This window comes from Paracoccus limosus, assembly GCF_009711185.1.
GTDB classification, from domain to species: domain Bacteria; phylum Pseudomonadota; class Alphaproteobacteria; order Rhodobacterales; family Rhodobacteraceae; genus Paracoccus; species Paracoccus limosus.
Genome location: NZ_WMIF01000034.1, coordinates 14,867 through 34,363 on the forward strand (window position 1 = coordinate 14,867; position 19,497 = coordinate 34,363).

The 19,497-nt window shown below is 65.1% G+C and carries 18 protein-coding genes; 13 read left to right on the forward strand and 5 right to left on the reverse strand.

Annotated elements, in window-relative coordinates:
- Window positions 1-66: 66 nt before the first annotated feature.
- The 3 genes from GL279_RS17050 to nspC all read right to left on the reverse strand — a co-directional run bounded on the left by GL279_RS17050 (window position 67) and on the right by nspC (window position 3,917).
- On the reverse strand, window positions 67-1,416 hold the full coding sequence (locus GL279_RS17050; protein ID WP_343039842.1) for an AI-2E family transporter: 1,350 nt from the start codon (window positions 1,414-1,416) through the stop codon (window positions 67-69).
- Between the two features lie 129 nt (window positions 1,417-1,545).
- Complete coding sequence (locus tag GL279_RS17055) at window positions 1,546-2,769, reverse strand: saccharopine dehydrogenase family protein (RefSeq protein WP_155065831.1); 1,224 nt, start codon at window positions 2,767-2,769, stop codon at window positions 1,546-1,548.
- Window positions 2,770-2,810: 41 nt separating this feature from the next.
- A complete protein-coding gene (nspC, locus tag GL279_RS17060) occupies window positions 2,811-3,917 on the reverse strand; it encodes a carboxynorspermidine decarboxylase (protein WP_155065832.1) in 1,107 nt (368 codons plus the stop codon).
- A gap of 150 nt (window positions 3,918-4,067) precedes the next feature.
- Here nspC and GL279_RS17065 point away from each other — a divergent pair, with 150 nt between their 5' ends.
- Window positions 4,068-4,889, forward strand: coding sequence for a glucosamine kinase nucleotide-binding domain-containing protein (locus GL279_RS17065; RefSeq protein ID WP_155065833.1), 822 nt, complete (start codon window positions 4,068-4,070; stop codon window positions 4,887-4,889).
- Here GL279_RS17065 and iscR read toward each other — a convergent pair.
- Window positions 4,886-5,344 (reverse strand): Fe-S cluster assembly transcriptional regulator IscR, encoded by a 459-nt coding sequence (gene iscR / locus GL279_RS17070; protein WP_155065834.1) that lies wholly within the window; start codon window positions 5,342-5,344, stop codon window positions 4,886-4,888. The genes GL279_RS17065 and iscR overlap by 4 nt on opposite strands.
- A gap of 153 nt (window positions 5,345-5,497) precedes the next feature.
- On the opposite strand from iscR, the gene GL279_RS17075 reads away from it, so the two are divergent.
- The 9 genes from GL279_RS17075 to GL279_RS17115 all read left to right on the forward strand — a co-directional run bounded on the left by GL279_RS17075 (window position 5,498) and on the right by GL279_RS17115 (window position 16,746).
- The gene (locus GL279_RS17075; protein WP_155065835.1) at window positions 5,498-6,157 is read left to right on the forward strand and encodes an alpha/beta hydrolase; all 660 of its coding nucleotides are present in this window, start codon (window positions 5,498-5,500) and stop codon (window positions 6,155-6,157) included.
- A 50-nt stretch (window positions 6,158-6,207) separates the two neighbouring features.
- Complete coding sequence (locus GL279_RS17080; RefSeq protein WP_155065836.1) at window positions 6,208-7,332, forward strand: HD domain-containing protein; 1,125 nt, start codon at window positions 6,208-6,210, stop codon at window positions 7,330-7,332.
- A 198-nt stretch (window positions 7,333-7,530) separates the two neighbouring features.
- Window positions 7,531-8,742, forward strand: a complete 1,212-nt coding sequence (locus GL279_RS17085; RefSeq protein ID WP_155065837.1) for an NADP-dependent isocitrate dehydrogenase — start codon at window positions 7,531-7,533, stop codon at window positions 8,740-8,742.
- Between the two features lie 214 nt (window positions 8,743-8,956).
- Window positions 8,957-9,625 carry a phosphoribosylformylglycinamidine synthase subunit PurQ gene (gene purQ, locus GL279_RS17090; RefSeq protein WP_155065838.1) on the forward strand — a complete coding sequence of 223 codons (669 nt, stop codon included), beginning with the start codon at window positions 8,957-8,959 and terminating at the stop codon, window positions 9,623-9,625.
- A 116-nt stretch (window positions 9,626-9,741) separates the two neighbouring features.
- Window positions 9,742-11,538, forward strand: coding sequence for a sensor histidine kinase (locus GL279_RS17095; protein ID WP_155065839.1), 1,797 nt, complete (start codon window positions 9,742-9,744; stop codon window positions 11,536-11,538).
- A 14-nt stretch (window positions 11,539-11,552) separates the two neighbouring features.
- Entirely contained in the window at window positions 11,553-12,878 is a 1,326-nt protein-coding gene (locus GL279_RS17100) for a sigma-54-dependent transcriptional regulator (RefSeq protein WP_155065840.1), read from the forward strand.
- A gap of 47 nt (window positions 12,879-12,925) precedes the next feature.
- A complete protein-coding gene (locus GL279_RS17105) occupies window positions 12,926-13,228 on the forward strand; it encodes a hypothetical protein (RefSeq protein ID WP_155065841.1) in 303 nt (100 codons plus the stop codon).
- Between the two features lie 81 nt (window positions 13,229-13,309).
- Window positions 13,310-15,931 carry an Rne/Rng family ribonuclease gene (locus tag GL279_RS17110; RefSeq protein ID WP_155065842.1) on the forward strand — a complete coding sequence of 874 codons (2,622 nt, stop codon included), beginning with the start codon at window positions 13,310-13,312 and terminating at the stop codon, window positions 15,929-15,931.
- Window positions 15,932-16,002: 71 nt separating this feature from the next.
- A complete protein-coding gene (locus GL279_RS17115) occupies window positions 16,003-16,746 on the forward strand; it encodes a cytochrome c biogenesis CcdA family protein (RefSeq protein ID WP_155065843.1) in 744 nt (247 codons plus the stop codon).
- Here the strand turns inward: GL279_RS17115 and GL279_RS17120 are convergent.
- Entirely contained in the window at window positions 16,743-17,534 is a 792-nt protein-coding gene (locus GL279_RS17120; protein ID WP_155065844.1) for an enoyl-CoA hydratase, read from the reverse strand. The genes GL279_RS17115 and GL279_RS17120 overlap by 4 nt on opposite strands.
- Before the next feature lie 66 nt (window positions 17,535-17,600).
- Between GL279_RS17120 and GL279_RS17125 the strand changes: the two genes are divergently transcribed.
- The 3 genes from GL279_RS17125 (at window position 17,601) to rpsI (ending at window position 19,127) form a co-directional block, all read left to right on the forward strand.
- On the forward strand, window positions 17,601-18,023 hold the full coding sequence (locus GL279_RS17125) for a PaaI family thioesterase (RefSeq protein WP_155065845.1): 423 nt from the start codon (window positions 17,601-17,603) through the stop codon (window positions 18,021-18,023).
- A 157-nt stretch (window positions 18,024-18,180) separates the two neighbouring features.
- Window positions 18,181-18,645: a 50S ribosomal protein L13 gene (rplM, locus tag GL279_RS17130; protein ID WP_155065846.1), complete on the forward strand. Its 465-nt coding sequence runs from the start codon at window positions 18,181-18,183 to the stop codon at window positions 18,643-18,645.
- A 2-nt stretch (window positions 18,646-18,647) separates the two neighbouring features.
- The gene (gene rpsI / locus GL279_RS17135; RefSeq protein WP_155065847.1) at window positions 18,648-19,127 is read left to right on the forward strand and encodes a 30S ribosomal protein S9; all 480 of its coding nucleotides are present in this window, start codon (window positions 18,648-18,650) and stop codon (window positions 19,125-19,127) included.
- Window positions 19,128-19,497 lie beyond the last annotated feature (370 nt).

Sequence of the window (19,497 nt, forward strand, 5' to 3'; positions counted from 1 at the left end):
CAATGAAAGATGTCGTGATCATGACAATCGCTTCCGATACGTAAAGTGGGCTTAACGTGGCAGGGGCTACAAATCTGCGACAACGGCCCCGCCGGGCGCAATCTCGGGCGGATTGCCGCTTTGCTGACCGGGGTCGCGCGCCGCGTCGTCGTCTTCGTCCTCCAGCGCGGGGGGATCCTCGCCGGCAAGGAAGTTGCCGAATTTCTCAAGCCCGGGGATGTGATCGGCCAGCACGCGCATCACCACCAGCAAGGGCACCGCGACGATCATGCCCAGCACCGACCACAGCCATGCCCAAAGCGCCACGGTCAGAAACACCACCACCGTGTTCAGCTGCAGCTTGCGCGAGACGAAATAGGGGGTGATCAGCTGGCCCTCGATCGAGGTCAGCGTCAGATAGGTCAGCCCGACCATCAGCGGCCCGAACAGATCGTCAAAGACGAAAAGCGCCACCAGTGTCGAAATCAGCACCCCGGCGATCGGCCCCAGATAGGGGATGTAATTCAGCAAAAAGGCCGCCAGCCCGAACAGGATCGGGCTGGGCAGGCCCCATGCCCACATCGCCAGACCGATGGCGATGCCCAGACAGGCGTTGATCAGCGTGATCGCGCCTAGATAGGCGCCCAGCCGGTCCTCGATCTCGCGCAGCGCCAGATAGGCGGCGCGCTTGTCGCGCATCCGGTCGAAGCTTTGCACGATCTTGAGGTAAAGCAGATCGCCCGACGAGATCAGGAAGAACAGCATGAACAGGGTAAAGATGATCTGGCCGACGAAGGCCGGGCCCAGATCCATCACGCTGGCGATGGCCGAGCCCTGCTGCACCGCATTGACCTCGACCCGGATATGCTGGTCGCTGGGGGCGGGCGCGCCGGGCGTGGGAATGCTGGTGACGGTGCCGGTCACCGTGCCGCTGAGCCCGCCTGCGGTTTCGGGCGTACCCGAGGGGGTGGGCGGGCTGGTCGGCGTGGTCTCTCCCGGATCCACCGCCGCCCCCCCCGAGGTCAGCTGGTCGATCTTTTGTGCCGCCCGCTCCAGCCCTTTGAAATTGCTGCGCAGTTCTGAAAACCGCTGTTCCAGGCGGGTCGAGATCTGCGGCGCGTTCTCGATCAGCCGGTCCACCGGCCCCGAGATGGCAAAGCCGATCACCACGACCAGCACCACCAGCCCGACCGAGACGATGGCCCCGGTCGCCGCCGCGCCGATGCCGATGCGCTCCATCAGCCGGCGAAAGGGGATGAAGACGAAGAACAGCAGGATCGCCAGCGTCACCGGCATCAGAAAGCCACGCGCCTGCGCGAAAAAGCCAAAGAGCAGCAACAGAAAGATGCCGACGACCGCCCAGTTCGCCACGCGAGGCAGATCCGGTTTCTGGTGACGTTCGGAAACCGGGAACATGCGGTTGTCGGCTGGGGTCACGGCAGGGCTCCTTGCCTGAGGGTAGGCAGGAAACGCGCACCCCGCGGCAGAGTTCCTGCGCGCGGGGGCTGTCTTTATCGCCGGTGATTGCAGCCTGTCACGGCGCGGGGCGGGCCCCGGCGGATGGCCTTACAGCGGGTGATCGCCGGTTGCGTCGATGACGCGGGTCGGCAGGCCCAGCGTGCCCAGCAGTTCAAGGAAGGGCCGGGCCGGCAGATCCTCGACATTGGCCATCTTCTTCACGTCCCAGGTGCCGCGCGCGACCAGAATCGCCGCCGCCACCGGCGGCACGCCGGCGGTATAGCTGATGCCTTGGCTGCCGACCTCGTTATAGGCGTCCTTGTGGTCGGCGACGTTGTAGATGAAGATCTCGCCCGGCTTGCCGTTCAGGCTGCCCTTGACCAGATCGCCGATGCAGGTCTTGCCCTGATAATCGGGCGCGAGGCTGGCGGGGTCGGGCAGCACCGCCTTGACGACTTTCAGCGGCACGACCTCAAGCCCCTCGGCGGTCTTGACCGGCTTTTCGCTGAGCAGGCCAAGATTTTGCAGCACGGTAAAGACGTTGATGTAATGCGCGCCAAAGCCCATCCAGAAGCGCACATCGGCGTCCTTGTAGCGGGCGGACAGGCTGTGCACCTCATCATGGCCGGACAGATAGGCGGTCTGCTTGCCGACGACGGGCAGGTCCCATTCGCGGCCGACCTCGAACATCCTGTTTTCCTGCCAGGCACCCTTTTGCCAGGAATAGACCGTGCCGGTGAATTCGCGGAAGTTGATCTCAGGGTCGAAATTGGTCGCGAACCAGCGGCCATGCGAGCCGGCATTGATGTCGACGATGTCGATCGACTCGACCTTGTCGAAATATTCGTCCTCGGCCAGACGGGCATAGGCATTGACCACGCCGGGATCAAAGCCCGCCCCCAGAATGGCCGTCACGCCCGCCTTTTCGCAGGCTTCGCGGCGCTTCCATTCGTAATTGCCATACCATGGCGGCGTTTCGCAGACCTTGCCCGGATCTTCGTGGATGGCGGTGTCGATATAGGCCGCGCCGGTGTCGATGCAGCCTTGCAGCACCGTCATGTTGACGAAGGCCGAGCCCACGTTGATGACGATGCCGGCATCGATCTGGCGGATCAGCGCGGCAACCGCTGCGCTGTCCATCGCATCCAGCGGATGGGCGGTGAAGCTGACCGAATGGCCCTTGTCACGAACGCTCGCGATGATCTGTTCCGCCTTCGAGACGGTCCGGCTGGCGATATGCAGCTGGCCGAACTCGCTGGCGTTCTGCGCCATCTTATGCGCGACCACCTGCGCGACGCCACCGGCGCCGATGATGAGCACGTTCTTGGGCAATTCGATCTCCTTTTCGGGGGCTGGAATAGGGGCTCGCCGGTTCAGGACAGGCTGGCTTTGTAATCGTCATAGGTGAAGCGGCGGGTTTCGCGCACCGTTCCATCCTCGTCCTTGATCGCGATCGCCGGCATGGCCACGCCATTGAACCAGTTCTTCTTGACCATCGTATAACCGGCGGCATCGGCGATGCTGATGCGGTCGCCGACCTGCAAGGGTGCGGCAAAGCGGCCCTCGCCGAAAATGTCGCCCGCAAGGCAGGTCTTGCCCGCCACCTGATAGGCATGGGCGCCGTCCTGCGGCAGCTTGGCGGTTTCGCGATAGATCAGCAGATCCAGCATATGCGCCTCGATGCTGCTATCGACGATGGCCACGTCCTTGCCGTTGTGGATGATGTCGAGGACCGACACCTCCAGCGAGGCGGATTTGGTGATGCTGGCCTCGCCGGGTTCAAGAAACAGCTGCACGCCGAATTTCTGCTGGAATGCCTTCAGACGCGCGGCCAGCTTCTCCAGCGGATAGCCCTCGCCGGTGAAGTGGATGCCGCCGCCAAGGCTGACCCAGTCGAGTTTCTCAAGGAAGCTGCCGAATTCCGCCTCGATCCGCGACAGCTGGGCGTCGAACAGGTCGAAATCGCCGTTTTCGCAGTTGTAGTGGATCATCACGCCGCTGATCCGGTCCAGCGCCGATTCCAGCCGCGCCAGATCCCATTCGCCAAGGCGCGAGAAGGGCCGCGCCGGATCGGCCAGATCAAAGCCCGAGGTCGAAAAGCGCGGGTTCAGCCGCAGACCCATCTTGATGCCGCGCGCCTTGGCCTTGGTGCCGAACCGGTCCAGCTGGCCAAGGCTGTTGAAGATGATCTTGTCGGCGTAACCCAGCGCCTCGTCGATTTCATTGTCGGCCCAGGCCACGGAATAGGCATGGGTCTCGCCGCCGAATTCCTCATGCCCCAGCCGCAGCTCGTAAAGCGAGGACGAGGTGGTGCCGTCCATGAACGGCCGCATGAAGTCGAACGCGCCCCAGGTGGCAAAGCATTTCAGCGCCAGCAGGCATTTCGCCCCGGACAGCGCGCGCAGATGCGCGATGCGCTCCATGTTGACCCGCAGTTTGGCGAGGTCGATCAGGTAATAGGGGGTCTGCAGGTCGGTCATGGCGGCTCCGGTGGGCGGGGGCGGATCGAACGGCTCATTTAGGGCCCCATGCGCCATTTCGCAAGGAATGGTGACACTTGCGTAACGTCGGCGCGGTTGCGGTCGCCGCCGGGGCGGTGTTTTCTGGCGCCGGCAAGGACGAGGGGGCTGATGCGCTATTTCCTGGGCGTGGACGGGGGCGGCACGGGGTGCCGCGCCATGCTGGTCGATGCCGGTGGCCGGCTTTTGGGGCAGGGGCTGGCCGGGCCGGCCAATATCATGTCGGATGCGCAGGCGGCCACCGAGGCGATCATGGAGGCCAGCCTGCAGGCGCTGCAAGGGCGCCCGCCGGCCGAGGTCTCGGCCTGTCTGGGGATCGCGGGGGCGCGGATCTCGGGCGCGGTGGGCTGGCTGGGGCCGCGGCTGCCCTTTGGCCGCTGCCGGGTGCTGGGCGATGGCGAGATCGCCGTGGCCGGGGCGTTGGGCGCGCGCGATGGCATCGTGGTGGCGCTGGGCACGGGGTCGCTGTTCACGCGGCAGCTGGCGGGCGCCTTTGCCAGCATCGGCGGCTGGGGGCCGGTTCTGGGCGACGAGGGTGGTGGCGCATGGATGGGCCGGCAATTGCTGGCGCGGGTGCTGCGCGCCCAGGACGGGCTGGAGCCCGAGACGCCGCTGGTCCGGCGCGTGCTGCAGCGGATGGGCGGCGCGCAGATGGTGGTCGGTTTCGCGCGCAGCGCCAGCGGGGCCGATTTCGCCGCGCAGGTGCCCGAGATCCTGCATGCCGGCGACGACCCGCTGGCGCAGGCGATTCTGGCCGAGGCGCAGGCCCATGTCGAGGCGGGCATCGCCCGGTTGCAGACCGATCCGGCGCTGCCGGTGATCTTTGCCGGGCGGCTGGGCAGCCTGCTTGCGCCCCGCGTCACGCGCTGGCCCCGGGCCGAGCCGCTGGGCTCGGCTCTGGACGGTGCGCTGCGGCTGGCGCGCGCGCCTTAATCGTCGACGATCGAGAACAGCTTGGGCAGCGCCGGGCAGGGCAGCAGCTGGTTGCGGGCCACGTCGGCCAGCGTGTGGTTGTGCAGGAAAACATAGACATGCGCCGACAGGCTTTCCCACAGCCGGTTCGACAGCGTCTGCGCCCGCGACCCCGACACCCCGCCCGAGGCACCGGCGCCGACATGCATGGCGCTGACGGTTTCATCCACCGCGCCAAGGATATCGGCGATGCGGATGGTTTCGGGCGCCCGTGCCAGACGATAGCCGCCGCCGGGGCCACGCACCGATTCCACCAGCCCGGCGCGACGCAGGCGCACGAAAAGCTGCTCCAGATAGGGCAGCGAGATGTCCTGCCGCTTCGAGATTTCGGCCAGCGAGGTCAGGTCTTCGCCCCGGGCAATGGCCAGATCGACCAGCGCGACCATGGCATAGCGCCCCTTGGTGGACAGTTTCATGCCAGTCTCCTCTGTTGACGCAAGGCGACCGGCGGGCTAATCCGCCAACGCCGTCCTTGACTGCGTCTTGCCTATGTCGGACGCGCTTCCCAGATTGACGATCTAGAGCCGCGCCGACACAGGGTCAAGAAACCCGAGTTCCAAAGGAAGCCCATGCCCGAACTGATTTTCCCCGGTCCCGAAGGTCGTCTGGAAGGGCGCTATCACGCCCAGGCCAATCCCGACGCCCCCATCGCCATCGTCCTGCACCCGCATCCGCAATATGGCGGCACGATGAACAACCGGGTGGTCTATAATCTGCACTATGCGTTCCACCGCATGGGCTTTACCGTCATGCGGTTCAATTTCCGGGGCGTGGGCCGCAGCCAGGGCGAGTTCGATCAGGGCATCGGCGAGCTGTCGGATGCCGCCTCGGCGCTGGATTATCTGCAGGCGATGAACCCCAACAGCAAGCATTGCTGGGTAGCGGGCTTCAGCTTTGGTGCCTGGATCGGGATGCAGCTTCTGATGCGCCGCCCCGAGATCACCGGCTTCATCAGCGTGGCGCCGCCGGCGAACATGTATGATTTTTCCTTCCTCGCGCCGTGCCCCAGCTCGGGGCTGATCATCAACGGCACCGCCGACCGGGTCGCGCCGCCCAAGGATACCCATACTCTGGTCGGCAAGCTGCGCGAGCAGAAGGGCATCACCATCACCCACGAGGAAATCGAGGGCGCGGACCATTTCTTCCGCGACGACGAGGTGCATATGAAGCCGATGATCGACACGGTGCAGACCTATGTCCGCCGTCGTCTGACCGAAAGCACGCGTTGATATCCAGGGGCCGGCCAGACCGGCCCTTCTTCATTCCTGCCGAGTCGAACATGTCCGACCTGACCCTGAAGTTCGCCTTTCTGACCGAGGCCGACCGCCTGAAATCCGTTGATCGGGCCAATGTGCTGATGGACCTGTCGCGCCCCGAAAACAGCGCCGAGCACAGCTGGCATGTCGCGCTGTTCGCGCTGGTCATGGGCGCCAGCGACCGCGCCATCGCCATGATCCTGATCCATGATCTGGTCGAGATCGACGTGGGTGATCATCCGATCCATCTGGTCCATGACGCCGCTGCCGTGCAGGCGGCCGAGGATGCGGCGGCGCAGCGGCTGTTCGGGATGCTGCCCGAGGGCGAGGCGCTGCTGGCCCTGTGGCACGAATTCGAGGCAGGGGTCAGCCCCGATGCCCGCATGGCCAAGCGTATGGACCATGTCCAGCCGCTGTTTCAGGTGCTGGGCAGCCCGCAGCCACTGGCCGATCACCTGATCATCGTGCGCGACAATATGGACGGCGGCCGCGCCGCGCGGCTGTGGTCGGAATGGCCCGAGATCATGCAGGCGGCCCGCGCGATGCTGGATGGCCAGCCGGTGCAGGGCCCTCTGGCCGGGCCGCTGGCCTTTCTGGCCGAGGCCGACCGGCTGAAATCGGTCTGGCGCGCCAGCACGCTTTGCGACGGCTCGCGGCGCGAGAACAGCGCCGAACACAGCTGGCATCTGGCGCTTTATGCGCTGGTCATGGCCGGCGAGGCCGGGCCGGGTGTGCAGATCGGCCGCGTCATCCGCATGCTGATCCTGCATGATCTGGTCGAGATCGACGCCGGCGACGTGCCGATCCATGCCCAGAACGGGCAGGCCCATCACAGCGTCGCACAGATGATGGCCGAGGATGCGGCCGCCGATCGCTTGTTCGGGATGCTGCCGGCGCCGCTGGGGGCGGAACTGCGGGCGCTTTGGGCCGAGTTCGAGGCCAATGAGACGGCGGATGCGGTCTTTGCCAAGGCCTTGGACCGGGCCCAGCCGGTGATGCAGAACATCGCCTCGGGCGGCGGCAGCTGGATCGAATATCAGGTCAGCTATGCCCAGCTGGTCGAGCGCGTCGGCCTGCGCATCCAGCGCGGCGCGCCTGCGGTCTGGTCGTGGCTGGACGAAAGCGCGCGGATCTATTTCGCGGGCTGAGGCCGGAGCTGCACGGGCGGATCCCGCCTGCCGCCGGCGCGGGCTCTTGCGCGGCAGGCGCGGGCAGGGTGATGATGCGCCGTGCACTGCGGCGGTCACGGCCAGGATCATTGGTATGCAATTGCATACCGGGCTTTTCTTTGGCGGGAAATACGGCTATAGGCCAGCCGAGCCGAATCCTAATCGAAGGGACCACCCATGTCGAAGATCAAGGTAGAGAACCCCGTCGTCGAGCTCGACGGCGACGAGATGACCCGGATCATCTGGGACTTCATCAAGCAAAAGCTGATCCTGCCCTATCTGGACGTGGACCTGAAATATTACGATCTGGGCATCGAGGAGCGTGACCGCACCAACGACCAGATCACCGTGGATGCCGCCGAGGCGATCAAACAATACGGCGTCGGCGTCAAATGCGCCACCATCACCCCCGACGAGGCCCGCGTCGAGGAATTCGGCCTGAAAAAGATGTGGAAGTCGCCCAACGGCACCATCCGCAACATCCTGGGCGGCGTGATCTTCCGCGAGCCGATCATCTGCAAGAACGTGCCGCGTCTGGTGCCGCACTGGACCAAGCCGATCGTCGTCGGCCGCCACGCTTTCGGTGACCAGTACAAGGCAACCGATTTCCGCTATCCGGGCAAGGGCACGCTGTCGATCAAGTTCGTCGGCGAAGATGGCGAGACCATCGAGCACGAAGTCTATCAGGCGCCGGGTTCGGGCGTGGCGATGGCCATGTACAACCTGGACGAGTCGATCCGCGATTTCGCCCGCGCCAGCCTGAACTATGGTCTGAACCGCGGCTATCCCGTCTATCTGTCGACCAAGAACACCATCCTGAAAGCCTATGACGGCCGTTTCAAGGACATCTTCGCCGAGGTCTATGCCGCCGAGTTCGAGGACAAGTTCAAGAAAGCCGGCATCACCTATGAGCACCGGCTGATCGACGACATGGTGGCCTCGGCGCTGAAATGGTCGGGCGGCTATGTCTGGGCCTGCAAGAACTACGACGGCGACGTGGAATCGGATATCGTGGCGCAGGGCTTCGGCTCGCTGGGGCTGATGACCTCGGTGCTGATGACGCCCGATGGCAAGATCGTGGAATCCGAGGCCGCCCACGGCACCGTGACCCGCCACTATCGCGAGCATCAGAAGGGCAACCAGACCTCGACCAACTCGATTGCGTCGATCTTTGCCTGGACCGGTGGTCTGAAGCACCGTGCGAAACTGGACAACAACGAACAGCTGCTGAACTTTGCCCAGACGCTGGAGCGCGTGACGGTGCAGGCAGTGGAAGACGGCTACATGACCAAGGATCTGGCGCTGCTGGTCGGCCCGGATCAGAAATGGCTGACCACCATGGGCTATCTGGAAAAGGTCGACGAATATCTGAACAAGGCGCTGGCCTGATCGGTTCGGAGCGGATTGGAAAGGGCCGGGGGAAACCCCGGCCCTTTTGCATGGGACGGGTCGGCGAGGGGTTGCGGCGCCGCGCCCCTATGGGCAACGGCGGTGGATTTGGCGCGGTTTTGTCGGGTATTTGTGAAATGGTGAAGGGCGAAGGCGCTTAACATGCCGGCCGGGCTGGAGTATGGGAGGCGCAAGCCCAAACGGAGTCCTCGCCATGAAAGCCGCCGTCATCACCTTTCCCGGATCGAATTGCGATCGCGATCTGGCCGTTGCCCTGCAACAGGCGGGGGCCGAGGTCAGCCGGGTCTGGCACAAGGATGACGCCCTGCCCGACGGGGTGGATCTGGTGGCGGTTCCGGGTGGTTTTTCCTTTGGCGACTATCTGCGCTGCGGCGCGATCGCCGCGCATTCGCCGATCGCGGCGGCAGTGCGCGACCATGCCGCCCGTGGCGGCTATGTGCTGGGCGTCTGCAATGGCTTTCAGGTGCTGACCGAGCTGGGCCTGCTGCCCGGGGCGCTGATGCGCAATGCCGGTCTGCAATTCATCTGCCGCGAGGTCGAACTGGAAGTGGCGAGCGCCGAAAGCGCCTATACCGCCGGTTTTGGCCGGGGTGAGCGGATCCGCGTGCCGGTGGCCCATCACGACGGCAATTACCAGATCGACGCCGAAGGTCTGGCCGCGCTGCGGGATCAGGACCGGATCGCATTCACCTATGCGCCGGCGATCAACGGCTCGATCGCCGATATTGCCGGGGTCATGTCCGAGAATCGTCGCGTGCTGGGCATGATGCCGCATCCCGAGCGCGCCGCCGAGGCGCAGCACGGCGGCACCGATGGCGCGCGGCTGTTCCGCTCGTTGATGGCCGGGGTTGTCGCCGCCTGACACCGCAAGGTTGAAAGCGCATCCGTCAACCCGCTTGGCGGAGCGTGTCGCTTGAGCGGCAGTAAACCGCGCATTACATTGGCGCATGGCCTAGGATATGGGCCCGGCGGAGGTTCATGCAGGACGAGGACATATCCAGCGCTTCACCCGAAAGCGGCAGGGCCGGATCGGCCGGGCGCTGGGGGCTGCGTGCGATCATCGCCGCGCTGCTGGTTCTGGCCGTCGGCACGATCTGGTTCACCAACAGCTGGCTGTCCTCGCGGTTTTCGGAGAACGTCCGTGTCCGCACCGAGCTGCGCTCGGCGCTGTATACCGGCAATATCCTGTCCGAGTTGCAGCGCACCTCGGTGGTGCCGCAATTGCTGGCGCGCGATCCGGCGCTGATCTCGGCGCTGATGGGGAATGATTTTTCAGGCACCTCGGCGCGGCTGATTTCGGCGCAGAAGGAAATCGCGGCCTCGTCGATCCGGCTGCTGGATGCCTCGGGGCGGACGGTGGGCTCGACCGACCGCAACCTGATCGGCACGAATTACGTGCGCGAACCGTTCTTTGTCGAGGCGTTGCGGTCCAAGGACACGGTGTTCACCGTCTCGGCCTCGCCGCAGGGCGCTTATGAATTTGCCTATTCGCGGGCGGTGGTGGCCGATGGGCGCACGCTGGGCGTGGTGGTGGTGGGGGCCGACCTGACCCGGCTGGTGCGCAGCTGGGCCGGGATTTCGGATGCCATCGCCGTGACCGACAGCGAGGGCGTGATCATCCTGTCCACCGAGCCGCGCTGGCGCGGGCTGACCCTGCCCGAGGCGCTGGCGGTGCGTTCTGCGCCTTCGGCGATCACCCGGGCGTTTCAGGTGACGGCCGACTGGGCCTCGTCCCCGGTCGATGCCTATGTCAAGGGCAAGGCGGTGATGCAGGCCGAGACGCGGATCCCGTTCCGTGGCTGGAAGATGATTTCGTTCACCACCTATGAGTCGGTGCGCGAGCGGGTGAACGCGGTGCTGGCGCTGGTCATCATGGGCTTTGCCATCCTGCTGGCCGCTGCCTTTTACCTGTTGTCGCGTCGCGCGCAGGTTGAATCGGCGGCCTATATGCGCGAATCGGCCGATCTGCGGGCGCTGAACCAGCGTCTGACCCGCGAGATCGCCGAGCGCGAGCGGGTGCAGCGCGAGTTGCGCGTGGCCGAACAGACCGTGCAGCAATCCTCGAAGCTGGCCGCTTTGGGCGAGATGTCGGCCGGGGTCAGCCATGAGCTGAACCAGCCGCTGGCCGCGATGAAGACCTATCTGGCCGGGGCGCGGCTGCTTTTGCAGCGCGGCCGGGCCGAGGAGGCGCTGTCGAGTTTCCAGCGCATCGACGATCTGGTCGAGCGCATGGGGGCGATCACCCGGCAGCTGAAATCCTATGCCCGTAAGGGTGGTGAGGCCTTTGAGCCGGTCGATCTGCGGGTGGCGCTGTCGAGCGCGCTGGTGATGATGGAGCCGCAACTGCGCAATCGCACCATCAAGTTGCAGCGCAATATTCCGCGCTATCCGGTCATGGTCTATTGCGACCGGATCCGGCTGGAACAGGTCATCATCAACCTGTTGCGCAATGCAATCGACGCCATCAAATCGGTCCGCGACCCGGCGATCGAGATCACGGTCAGTTCGGGGTCTCACGCTTTCTTGTCTGTGCGCGACAACGGGCCGGGCGTATCGGATCTGGAAAAGCTGTTCGAGCCCTTTTTCACCACGAAGAAGCCGGGCGAGGGCACAGGTTTGGGGCTGGCGATCTCATCGGGGATCGCCGCCGATTTCGGCGGGCGTCTGACGGCGCATAACGTCGAGGGTGAAGCCGGCCAAGGGGCCGTATTCGAATTGGAGTTGCCGCTGCATGACCCGCGCCGCAAGGCCGGGGCACAGTTGGCAGCGGAGTAGAAGGGGTAACGGGCATGAGCCGCACGATGAAGATTGCCGTGGTGGACGATGAACCGGACATGCGCGAATCGATCAGCCAATGGCTGGCGCTTTCGGGGTTCGACACCGAGACATTTGCCAGCGCCGATGACGCGCTGAAGGTGATCGGGGCGGATTGGCCGGGGGTGATCATCTCGGACATCCGGATGCCGGGCACCGATGGCATGGCCTTTCTGAAGCGGCTGATGGGCATTGATTCCGGCCTGCCGGTCATCATGATCACCGGCCACGGCGATGTGCCGATGGCGGTCGAGGCGATGCGGATCGGCGCCATGGACTTCATGGAAAAGCCCTTCAATCCCGAGCGGCTGACCGAGCTGGTCAAGAAGGCGGGGCAGGCCCGGCGGATGACGCTGGACAACCGCGCACTGCGCCGCGACCTGAGCGAGGGCCAGCAGGTGATGTCCAAGCTGATCGGCGCCAGCCCGGTGATGGAGCGGCTGCGCGAGGATATTCTGGATCTGGGGCAGGCCGATGGTCATGTGCTGATCGACGGCGAGACGGGCACCGGCAAGACGCTGGTCGCCCATGCGCTGCATGCGGTCGGGCCGCGTGCCAGCAAGAAATTCGTGCCGATTTCCTGCGCCGCCTATAATGACGAGGTGCTGGCCGCGAAACTGTTCGGCCCGGTCGAAAACGGGCTGCCGGCGGTCGAGGAGGCGCGGGGCGGCACGCTGTGCCTTGAGGATATCGAGGCGCTGTCGGATGGGCTGCAGGCGCGGCTGCTGGCTTTTATCGCCGAGCAGGGCACCCCGGCCGAAACCCGGATCATCGCCATTTCCAATGCACGCGGCGAGGGGCGCCGGGCCGAGGATTCGCTGCGCCCGGACCTGTTCTATCGCCTGACCGCGCTGAAAATCACCCTGCCGCCGCTGCGCTCGCGCGGCGAGGACATTCTGGCGCTGTTCACCCGCATGACCGAGCAATTCAGCGAGGAATACGGCTGTGAGCCGCCGCAGGTCACCGCCCAAGAGGCCGCGCAGCTGCTGCAGGCGCCATGGCCGGGCAACGTGCGCCAGCTGATCAATGTGGCCGAGCGCGCGGTCCTGCAGAATCGGCGCGGCTCGGGCTCGATCGCGTCGCTTCTGATGGCGGATGGCGAAGAGACGCAGGAGGCGACCACCACCGAGGGCAAGCCGCTGAAGGAATATGTCGAAAGTTTCGAGAAGATGCTGATCGACAACACCATGCGGCGGCACAAGGGCAGCATCGCCGCCGTCATGGACGAGCTGTGCCTGCCGCGCCGGACGCTGAATGAAAAGATGGCGAAATACGGGTTGAGCCGGGGCGATTATCTGTAATCGCGGCGGGCAGATGTACGATTTGGTGAAAAACCGATTGTAACAGCTTGGCCTTCCCCGCTATCCTTCAAGCCAAGAGCAGGACATTCCAGCAACCGTTGGTTGTTCTCTCTCATCAGTTTCGCAGCGCATCTGCCAGCCGCGACCCGGAAAAGGCCGGTGGCAGGATGCGCGGAAAATCGGCGCCCATGCCCCGCCTGGGGCCTCTGGGCAATCGTATCGCCGCCCGAACCGCATTCGCGGCGCGGGCCAAGAAAGGTAAACAGACGCGATGGATCGCGCAGCGCAGTTTGATCGACAACGGCACCAGGGAAAGCTCCCCGGTGCCGCGATTGCTGCTGTCTGCATGATGCGGCGCGCCCCTTCATTGTGCAGCCTGTCCGCATTTCCGCCGTTGCGCGGGTCCGGCGGGCTGCCCGGAACACGGAAACATGTCAAAGAAAATGCTGATCGACGCCACGCATGCCGAGGAAACTCGGGTTGTCGTGGTCGACGGAACCAAGGTCGAGGAATTTGATTTCGAGACCGTCAACAAGCGGCAGCTTGCTGGCAACATCTATCTGGCCAAGGTCACGCGGGTCGAACCCTCGCTGCAGGCGGCCTTTGTGGATTACGGCGGCAACCGCCACGGCTTTCTGGCCTTTGCCGAAATCCATCCCGATTACTACCAGATCCCCGCAGCCGACCGTAAGGCGCTGATCGAGGAAGAGCGTCAGGCCGCCGCCGCCGAAAGCGAAGAGGCCGAAAAGCCGCGCCGCAACAACCAGCGCCGCCGCAAGGCGCCGCAGCCGGCGCAGGCCGATGCCGGTGATGTCGTGGTCTCGCAAGAGATCGCCGGCATGACCGTGGTCGATCCCGGCGAGGGCGAGGACAGTCTGGCCGCCGGCTTTGACGTTGCGGTGACCGCCGTGGCCGCGCCCGCCGAGCCTGCCGCCGAAGCCGCTGCCGAAACCATTGCTGCGCCCGCCGATGAGGCCGAGGACGATCAGGCCGCCGAGGATGACGGCATCGAATCCGTCGCCGAAGAGGACGTCGCCGAGGAAATCAGCGCACCCAAGCGCCAGCCGCGTGCGCGTCGCTACAAGATTCAGGAAGTGATCAAGGTCCGGCAGATCATGCTGGTTCAGGTCGTCAAGGAAGAGCGCGGCAACAAGGGCGCCGCCCTGACCACCTATCTGTCGCTGGCCGGTCGTTACTGCGTGCTGATGCCCAATACCGCGCGCGGTGGTGGTATCTCGCGCAAGATCACCAATGCCGCCGACCGCAAGAAGCTGAAGGAAATCGCGTCCGAGTTGGAGGTGCCGGAAGGCGCCGGGCTGATCATCCGCACCGCGGGCAGCCAGCGCACCCGGACCGAGATCCGCCGCGACTATGAATACCTGATGCGGCTGTGGGAACAGATCCGCGAGCTGACCTTCAAATCGATCGCGCCAGCGCCGGTCTATGAGGAAGGCGACCTGATCAAGCGGACCATCCGCGACATCTACTCGAAAGAGATCGACGAGGTTCTGGTCGAGGGCGAGCGCGGCTATCGCACCGCCAAGGACTTCATGAAGATGATCATGCCGTCCCACGCCAAGAACGTGCGGCATTATCAGGACCAGATGCCGCTGTTCGCCCGCTTCCAGGTCGAAAGCTATCTGGGCGGCATGTTCAACCCGGTCGTGCAGTTGAAATCGGGCGGCTATATCGTCATCGGCGTGACCGAGGCGCTGGTTGCCATCGACGTGAACTCGGGTCGGGCCACGAAAGAGGGCTCGATCGAGGATACGGCGCTGAAGACCAACCTTGAGGCCGCCGACGAGGTGGCCCGCCAGCTGCGCCTGCGCGATCTGGCCGGTCTGATCGTCATCGACTTCATCGACATGGAAGAGCGCAAGAACAACGCCGCCGTCGAGAAGCGTTTCAAGGACAAGCTCAAGACCGACCGCGCGCGGATTCAGGTCGGCCGCATCTCGGGCTTTGGCCTGCTGGAAATGTCGCGCCAGCGCTTGCGTCCGGGCATGCTGGAATCGACCACGCAGCCCTGTGCGCATTGCCATGGCACCGGCCTGATCCGCAGCGATGACAGCCTTGCGCTGACCATCCTGCGCGCCATCGAGGAAGAGGGCACCCGCAAGCGGTCGCGCGAAGTTCTGGTCAAGGCGCCGATCGCCGTCGCCAACTTCCTGATGAATGCCAAGCGCGAGCATATCGCCGGCATCGAGGCGCGTTACGGCATGTCGGTGCGGGTCGAGGCTGATCCCACCCTGATCTCGCCCGATTACGCCATCGAGAAGTTCAAGACCGCCACCCGCAATGTGCCCGAAGTGGCGCATCCGGTGGTCTCGGTCGATGCGAGCCTGATGGCGCAGATCGACGGCGAGGATCCGGCGCTGGACGAGGAAGATGACGAGGAGATCGTCGAGGACACCCGCGCCGAAGATGCCGGTGCCGACGAGGCCGAAGCCCAGTCCGATGAGCGTGGCGACCGCGACGAGGCGGGCGAGAATGGCGGCAAGCGCCGTCGCCGCCGTCGTCGCCGCCGCAATGGCCGCAACGGCGAGGCCGAAGGCAGCGCCGGCGCCGATGAGGCGGGCGACGATTCCGCCGATGAGGCTGATGAGGCCGAAGCCGCCGCCCCGGTCGCGGACGAGGTTGTCGATCTGCCCGAGGAAGCCGCCGAAGAGGCGGGCAAGGGTCGCCGTCGCCGCTCGCGTCGCCGCCGGGACGATTCGGTCGAGCCCGCCGTCGAGACGGTCGAGGCAGTTCAGGCCGAGGTGGCCGAGGTCGTCGAAACCGCCGAGGTTGCCCCGGATGACGCGGCCGAAGTCGCGCCGCTGCTGGCCGAGGTCGATCTGGTCGAAGAGATGGCCGTGCTGACCGAAGAGCCCCAGCCCGAGCCTGAGGCCGCGCCCGAGATCGCAGCAGAAACCCCGGCCGAACCCGCTGCCGAGGTTGCTCCGGCGCCCGAGGTCGAGCTGGCCCATGTGCCGGCCGCGCCCGAACCGGCCCTGACCGCCGAGGAATCGGCGCCCCGGCCCAAGCGCCGCGGCTGGTGGTCGCAGGGCTGAGCCGCCCGAAATGATGCAAGATTGAGGCGCGGGGGCTTTCCCGCGCCTTTTTCATGGTTAGTCTGCGCCTCATGTTGGGAATCGAACTCGCTGATGCCGCCTTCCTGCCCGCCGCGCTGGTCGCGTTGCTGGCGGGGATCCTGTCCTTTCTGTCGCCCTGCGTGTTGCCGGTGGTGCCGCCCTATCTGGCCTATATGACCGGGGTTGGGGTCGGCAGCCTGCGCCAGCGCGAGCGCAGCGCCGTGGTGCCGGCGCTGTTCTTTATCCTTGGCCTATCCACGGTATTCCTGCTGATGGGCATGGCGGCCTCGGCCTTTGGCCGGCTGTTCCTGCAATGGCAGGGCTGGCTGGCGCGTGGTGCGGGCGTCGTGGTCATCATCATGGGCCTGCATTTCCTGCGCATCATCCGCATTCCCTTTCTGGACAGCGAGGCGCGGCTGGATGCCGGCGACAAGGGCGGCAGTTCCTTTGGGGCCTATGTTCTGGGGTTGGCCTTTGCCTTTGGCTGGACACCCTGTATCGGCCCGCAACTGGGGATGATCCTGTCGCTGGCCGCGACCGGGGCCGAGGCCGGGCGTGGCGCGGCGCTGCTGGCGATCTATGCGTTGGGGCTGGGCATCCCGTTCCTGCTGTCGGCGATCTTCATCAACCGGGCCATGGGGTTGATGAACCGGATCAAGCCACATCTGAAGCTGATCGAGCGCATCATGGGCGGCCTGCTGGTCGTCGTCGGTGTGGCGCTGCTGACCGGGGCGTTTCCGACCTTTGCCTATTGGCTGCTGGAAACCTTTCCCTGGCTTGCCGCGCTGGGTTAGGCCCAGTCCGGCGGGCGCTTTTCCAGAAATGCCTGAATGCCCTCGGCCGTGGCCGGCAGCGTCAGGTTCTCGCAGATGACCCGGCCCGTCGCGGCATAAGCCTCGGGCGGGGCCATGCCGTTTTGCGCATGAAAGGCGCGCTTGCCCAGCCGCACCGCCTCGGGCAGCTTGCTGGCGATCTGCCGGGCCAGCGCCATGGTTTGATCCGCCAGCGCCTCGGGCCGGCAGATGCGGTTGATCAGACCCAGCTCGTGCGCGCGGGCGGCGTCGATGAAATCGCCGGTGACCAGCAGCTCAAACGCCGCACGCGGCGGGATGGCGCGGCTGAGCGCCACCATCGGCGTCGCGCAGAACAGGCCGATATTGACGCCATTGACGCCAAAACGCGTCCCTTCGGCCGCGACGGCCAGGTCGCAGCTGGCGACCAGCTGGCAGCCGGCGGCGGTGGCGATGCCCTGCACCTCGGCGATCACCGGCTGGGGCAGGGCGGGCAGTTTCTGCATCATCTCCGCGCAGGCCGCAAACAAGCGTTCATGCGCCGCCCGGCCGTCATCGGCGTCGCTGCGCGCACTTTGGATCTCGCGCAGGTCATGGCCGGCGCAAAAGGCCTTGCCGCGCGCGGCGATGATCAGGACGCGGGCCGGTGAGGCCGCGACCGCATCCAGTGCCTCGGACAGCGCAGCGATCATCGCAACCGACAGCGCATTGTGATTCTGCGGGCTGTTCAGGATCAGCCGCACCACCGGCCCGTGATCTTCGCGCTGCAGCAGCGGCTCGCCATGCGTCATGTTCTGCTCCCTTGTCCTCTGTATCCCCGCGCGCCAGTCTAGCTGCGGGCAGGGCAGGGGGAAAGCATGGGGCTGGCGATGGATGTGGCGGGGCTGAACGGCTTCATCGAGCGGGCCTTTCCGCAGGTGGCGGGCCAGATCCGGGTCGAGTCGCTGGACGAGGTGCTGGTGGCGCGGCTGGTGGTCGATGACAGCCATTTGCGTCCGGGCGACACGATCAGCGGCCCGGCGATGTTCGCCCTGGCCGATGTGGCGATCTATCTGGCGATTCTGGCCCGCATCGGCGAGGTGGCGCTGGCCGTGACCACCAATGCCTCGATCGACTTCATGCGCAAGCCGCAGGCCGGGCGCGATCTTCTGGCCGAATGCCGGATCCTGAAGCTGGGCCGGCAGCTGGCGGTGGGCGATTGCCTGATCCGCTCGGAGGGCCAGCCCGAGCCGGTGGCGCGCTGTTCGATGACCTATGCGATTCCGCCCGGGCGCGGCTGAAAAGCCTCCGAAACGCGGGCTTGCGGAGCGGTATTAATATACCTATTTTGTAAGCGGCTGATATTGATGGGGAAAACGCCGCTCACCGCGCTTGATTTGCGCGCGGCTTTCGTCGATACACCCACATCTCGAATTCACATCCCCAAAGGGACGACAGATGAAAACTTATACCGCAAAACCGGCGGAGATCGAGAAGAAGTGGATCCTGATCGACGCCGAGGGCGTCGTTCTGGGCCGTCTTGCCTCGATCGTTGCGATGCGCCTGCGTGGCAAGCACAAGCCGACCTTCACGCCGCACATGGACATGGGCGACAACGTCATCATCATCAACGCCGACAAGGTGCAGATGACCGGCGACAAGCGCGACCAGAAGAAATACTTCTGGCACACGGGCCACCCGGGCGGCATCAAGCACCGCACCGCGCGTCAGGTTCTGGAAGGCGCTCACCCCGAGCGCGTCGTGACCAAGGCTGTTGAGCGCATGATCTCGCGCAACAAGCTGGGCAAGAAGCAGATGACCAACCTGCGCGTCTATGCCGGCGCCGAACATCCGCATGAAGCGCAGCAGCCCGAAGTTCTGGATGTCAAATCCATGAACGCCAAGAACACCCGGAGCGCCTGATCATGGTCGAAGACATCAAAACCCTGGACGACCTGAAATCGGTCACCACCGTCGCTGTCGCCGAAGCGCCCGTGCGTGAAGCGCAACGTGACGCCCAAGGCCGCGCCTATGCCACCGGCAAACGCAAAGACGCGGTCGCCCGCGTCTGGGTGAAGCCCGGTTCGGGCAAAGTCGTCGTCAACGGCAAGGACATCTCGGAATATTTCGCGCGTCCGGTGCTGCAGATGATCCTGCGCCAGCCCTTCGAGGTTGCCGGCGTTGTCGGTCAATACGACGTCTATGCCACCGTCGCCGGTGGCGGTCTTTCGGGTCAGGCTGGTGCGGTCAAGCACGGCATCTCGAAAGCCCTGCAACTGCATGAGCCGTCGCTGCGTGGCGCCCTGAAAGCCGCTGGCTTCCTGACCCGCGACTCGCGCGTCGTCGAACGCAAGAAATACGGCAAGGCGAAAGCCCGTCGCTCGTTCCAGTTCTCGAAGCGCTGATCTGGTTCGCCATATGCTTGTCGAAACGCGGTCCCTCGGGGCCGCGTTTTGCATTTCCGGCCCCGGAATCGCCGAGTCGGCGGTGGGCCCTGCGGGCATCGGGTCCGTTTCCGGTGTGATTCCGGCGGGAGATTCGGGGAATCGAGTCTCGCAGCTGCCGACGGCGCGCGCATCTAGCGTCAGCGCTGCCCGGAAAGGTGACATAAAAATGACGGAATTTCATTGGCTTGATGAAAAACTTTCGTCTCCCTTCATTTTTTCACTTGCGGGTTTGGTTTGTGGGGCCTAGATACCGCCTCACCGAAACGGCGGCAGCGTCGGACGGGACGGACGGACCGGGAAGTACCTGGGAAGTTTGGGAAAATTCGGG

Excerpts from the sequence above, each read along its gene's own strand:
- GL279_RS17100 (WP_155065840.1), top strand. The coding sequence starts at position 11,553 with ATGAGCCGCACGATGAAGATTGCCGTGGTGGACGATGAACCGGACATG.
- iscR (WP_155065834.1), bottom strand. The coding sequence starts at position 5,344 with ATGAAACTGTCCACCAAGGGGCGCTATGCCATGGTCGCGCTGGTCGAT.
- nspC (WP_155065832.1), bottom strand. The coding sequence starts at position 3,917 with ATGACCGACCTGCAGACCCCCTATTACCTGATCGACCTCGCCAAACTG.
- GL279_RS17110 (WP_155065842.1), top strand. The coding sequence starts at position 13,310 with ATGTCAAAGAAAATGCTGATCGACGCCACGCATGCCGAGGAAACTCGG.
- GL279_RS17080 (WP_155065836.1), top strand. The coding sequence starts at position 6,208 with ATGTCCGACCTGACCCTGAAGTTCGCCTTTCTGACCGAGGCCGACCGC.
- rpsI (WP_155065847.1), top strand. The coding sequence starts at position 18,648 with ATGGTCGAAGACATCAAAACCCTGGACGACCTGAAATCGGTCACCACC.
- GL279_RS17065 (WP_155065833.1), top strand. The coding sequence starts at position 4,068 with ATGCGCTATTTCCTGGGCGTGGACGGGGGCGGCACGGGGTGCCGCGCC.
- purQ (WP_155065838.1), top strand. The coding sequence starts at position 8,957 with ATGAAAGCCGCCGTCATCACCTTTCCCGGATCGAATTGCGATCGCGAT.
- GL279_RS17120 (WP_155065844.1), bottom strand. The coding sequence starts at position 17,534 with ATGACGCATGGCGAGCCGCTGCTGCAGCGCGAAGATCACGGGCCGGTG.
- GL279_RS17115 (WP_155065843.1), top strand. The coding sequence starts at position 16,003 with ATGTTGGGAATCGAACTCGCTGATGCCGCCTTCCTGCCCGCCGCGCTG.
- rplM (WP_155065846.1), top strand. The coding sequence starts at position 18,181 with ATGAAAACTTATACCGCAAAACCGGCGGAGATCGAGAAGAAGTGGATC.
- GL279_RS17085 (WP_155065837.1), top strand. The coding sequence starts at position 7,531 with ATGTCGAAGATCAAGGTAGAGAACCCCGTCGTCGAGCTCGACGGCGAC.
- GL279_RS17075 (WP_155065835.1), top strand. The coding sequence starts at position 5,498 with ATGCCCGAACTGATTTTCCCCGGTCCCGAAGGTCGTCTGGAAGGGCGC.
- GL279_RS17095 (WP_155065839.1), top strand. The coding sequence starts at position 9,742 with ATGCAGGACGAGGACATATCCAGCGCTTCACCCGAAAGCGGCAGGGCC.
- GL279_RS17125 (WP_155065845.1), top strand. The coding sequence starts at position 17,601 with ATGGGGCTGGCGATGGATGTGGCGGGGCTGAACGGCTTCATCGAGCGG.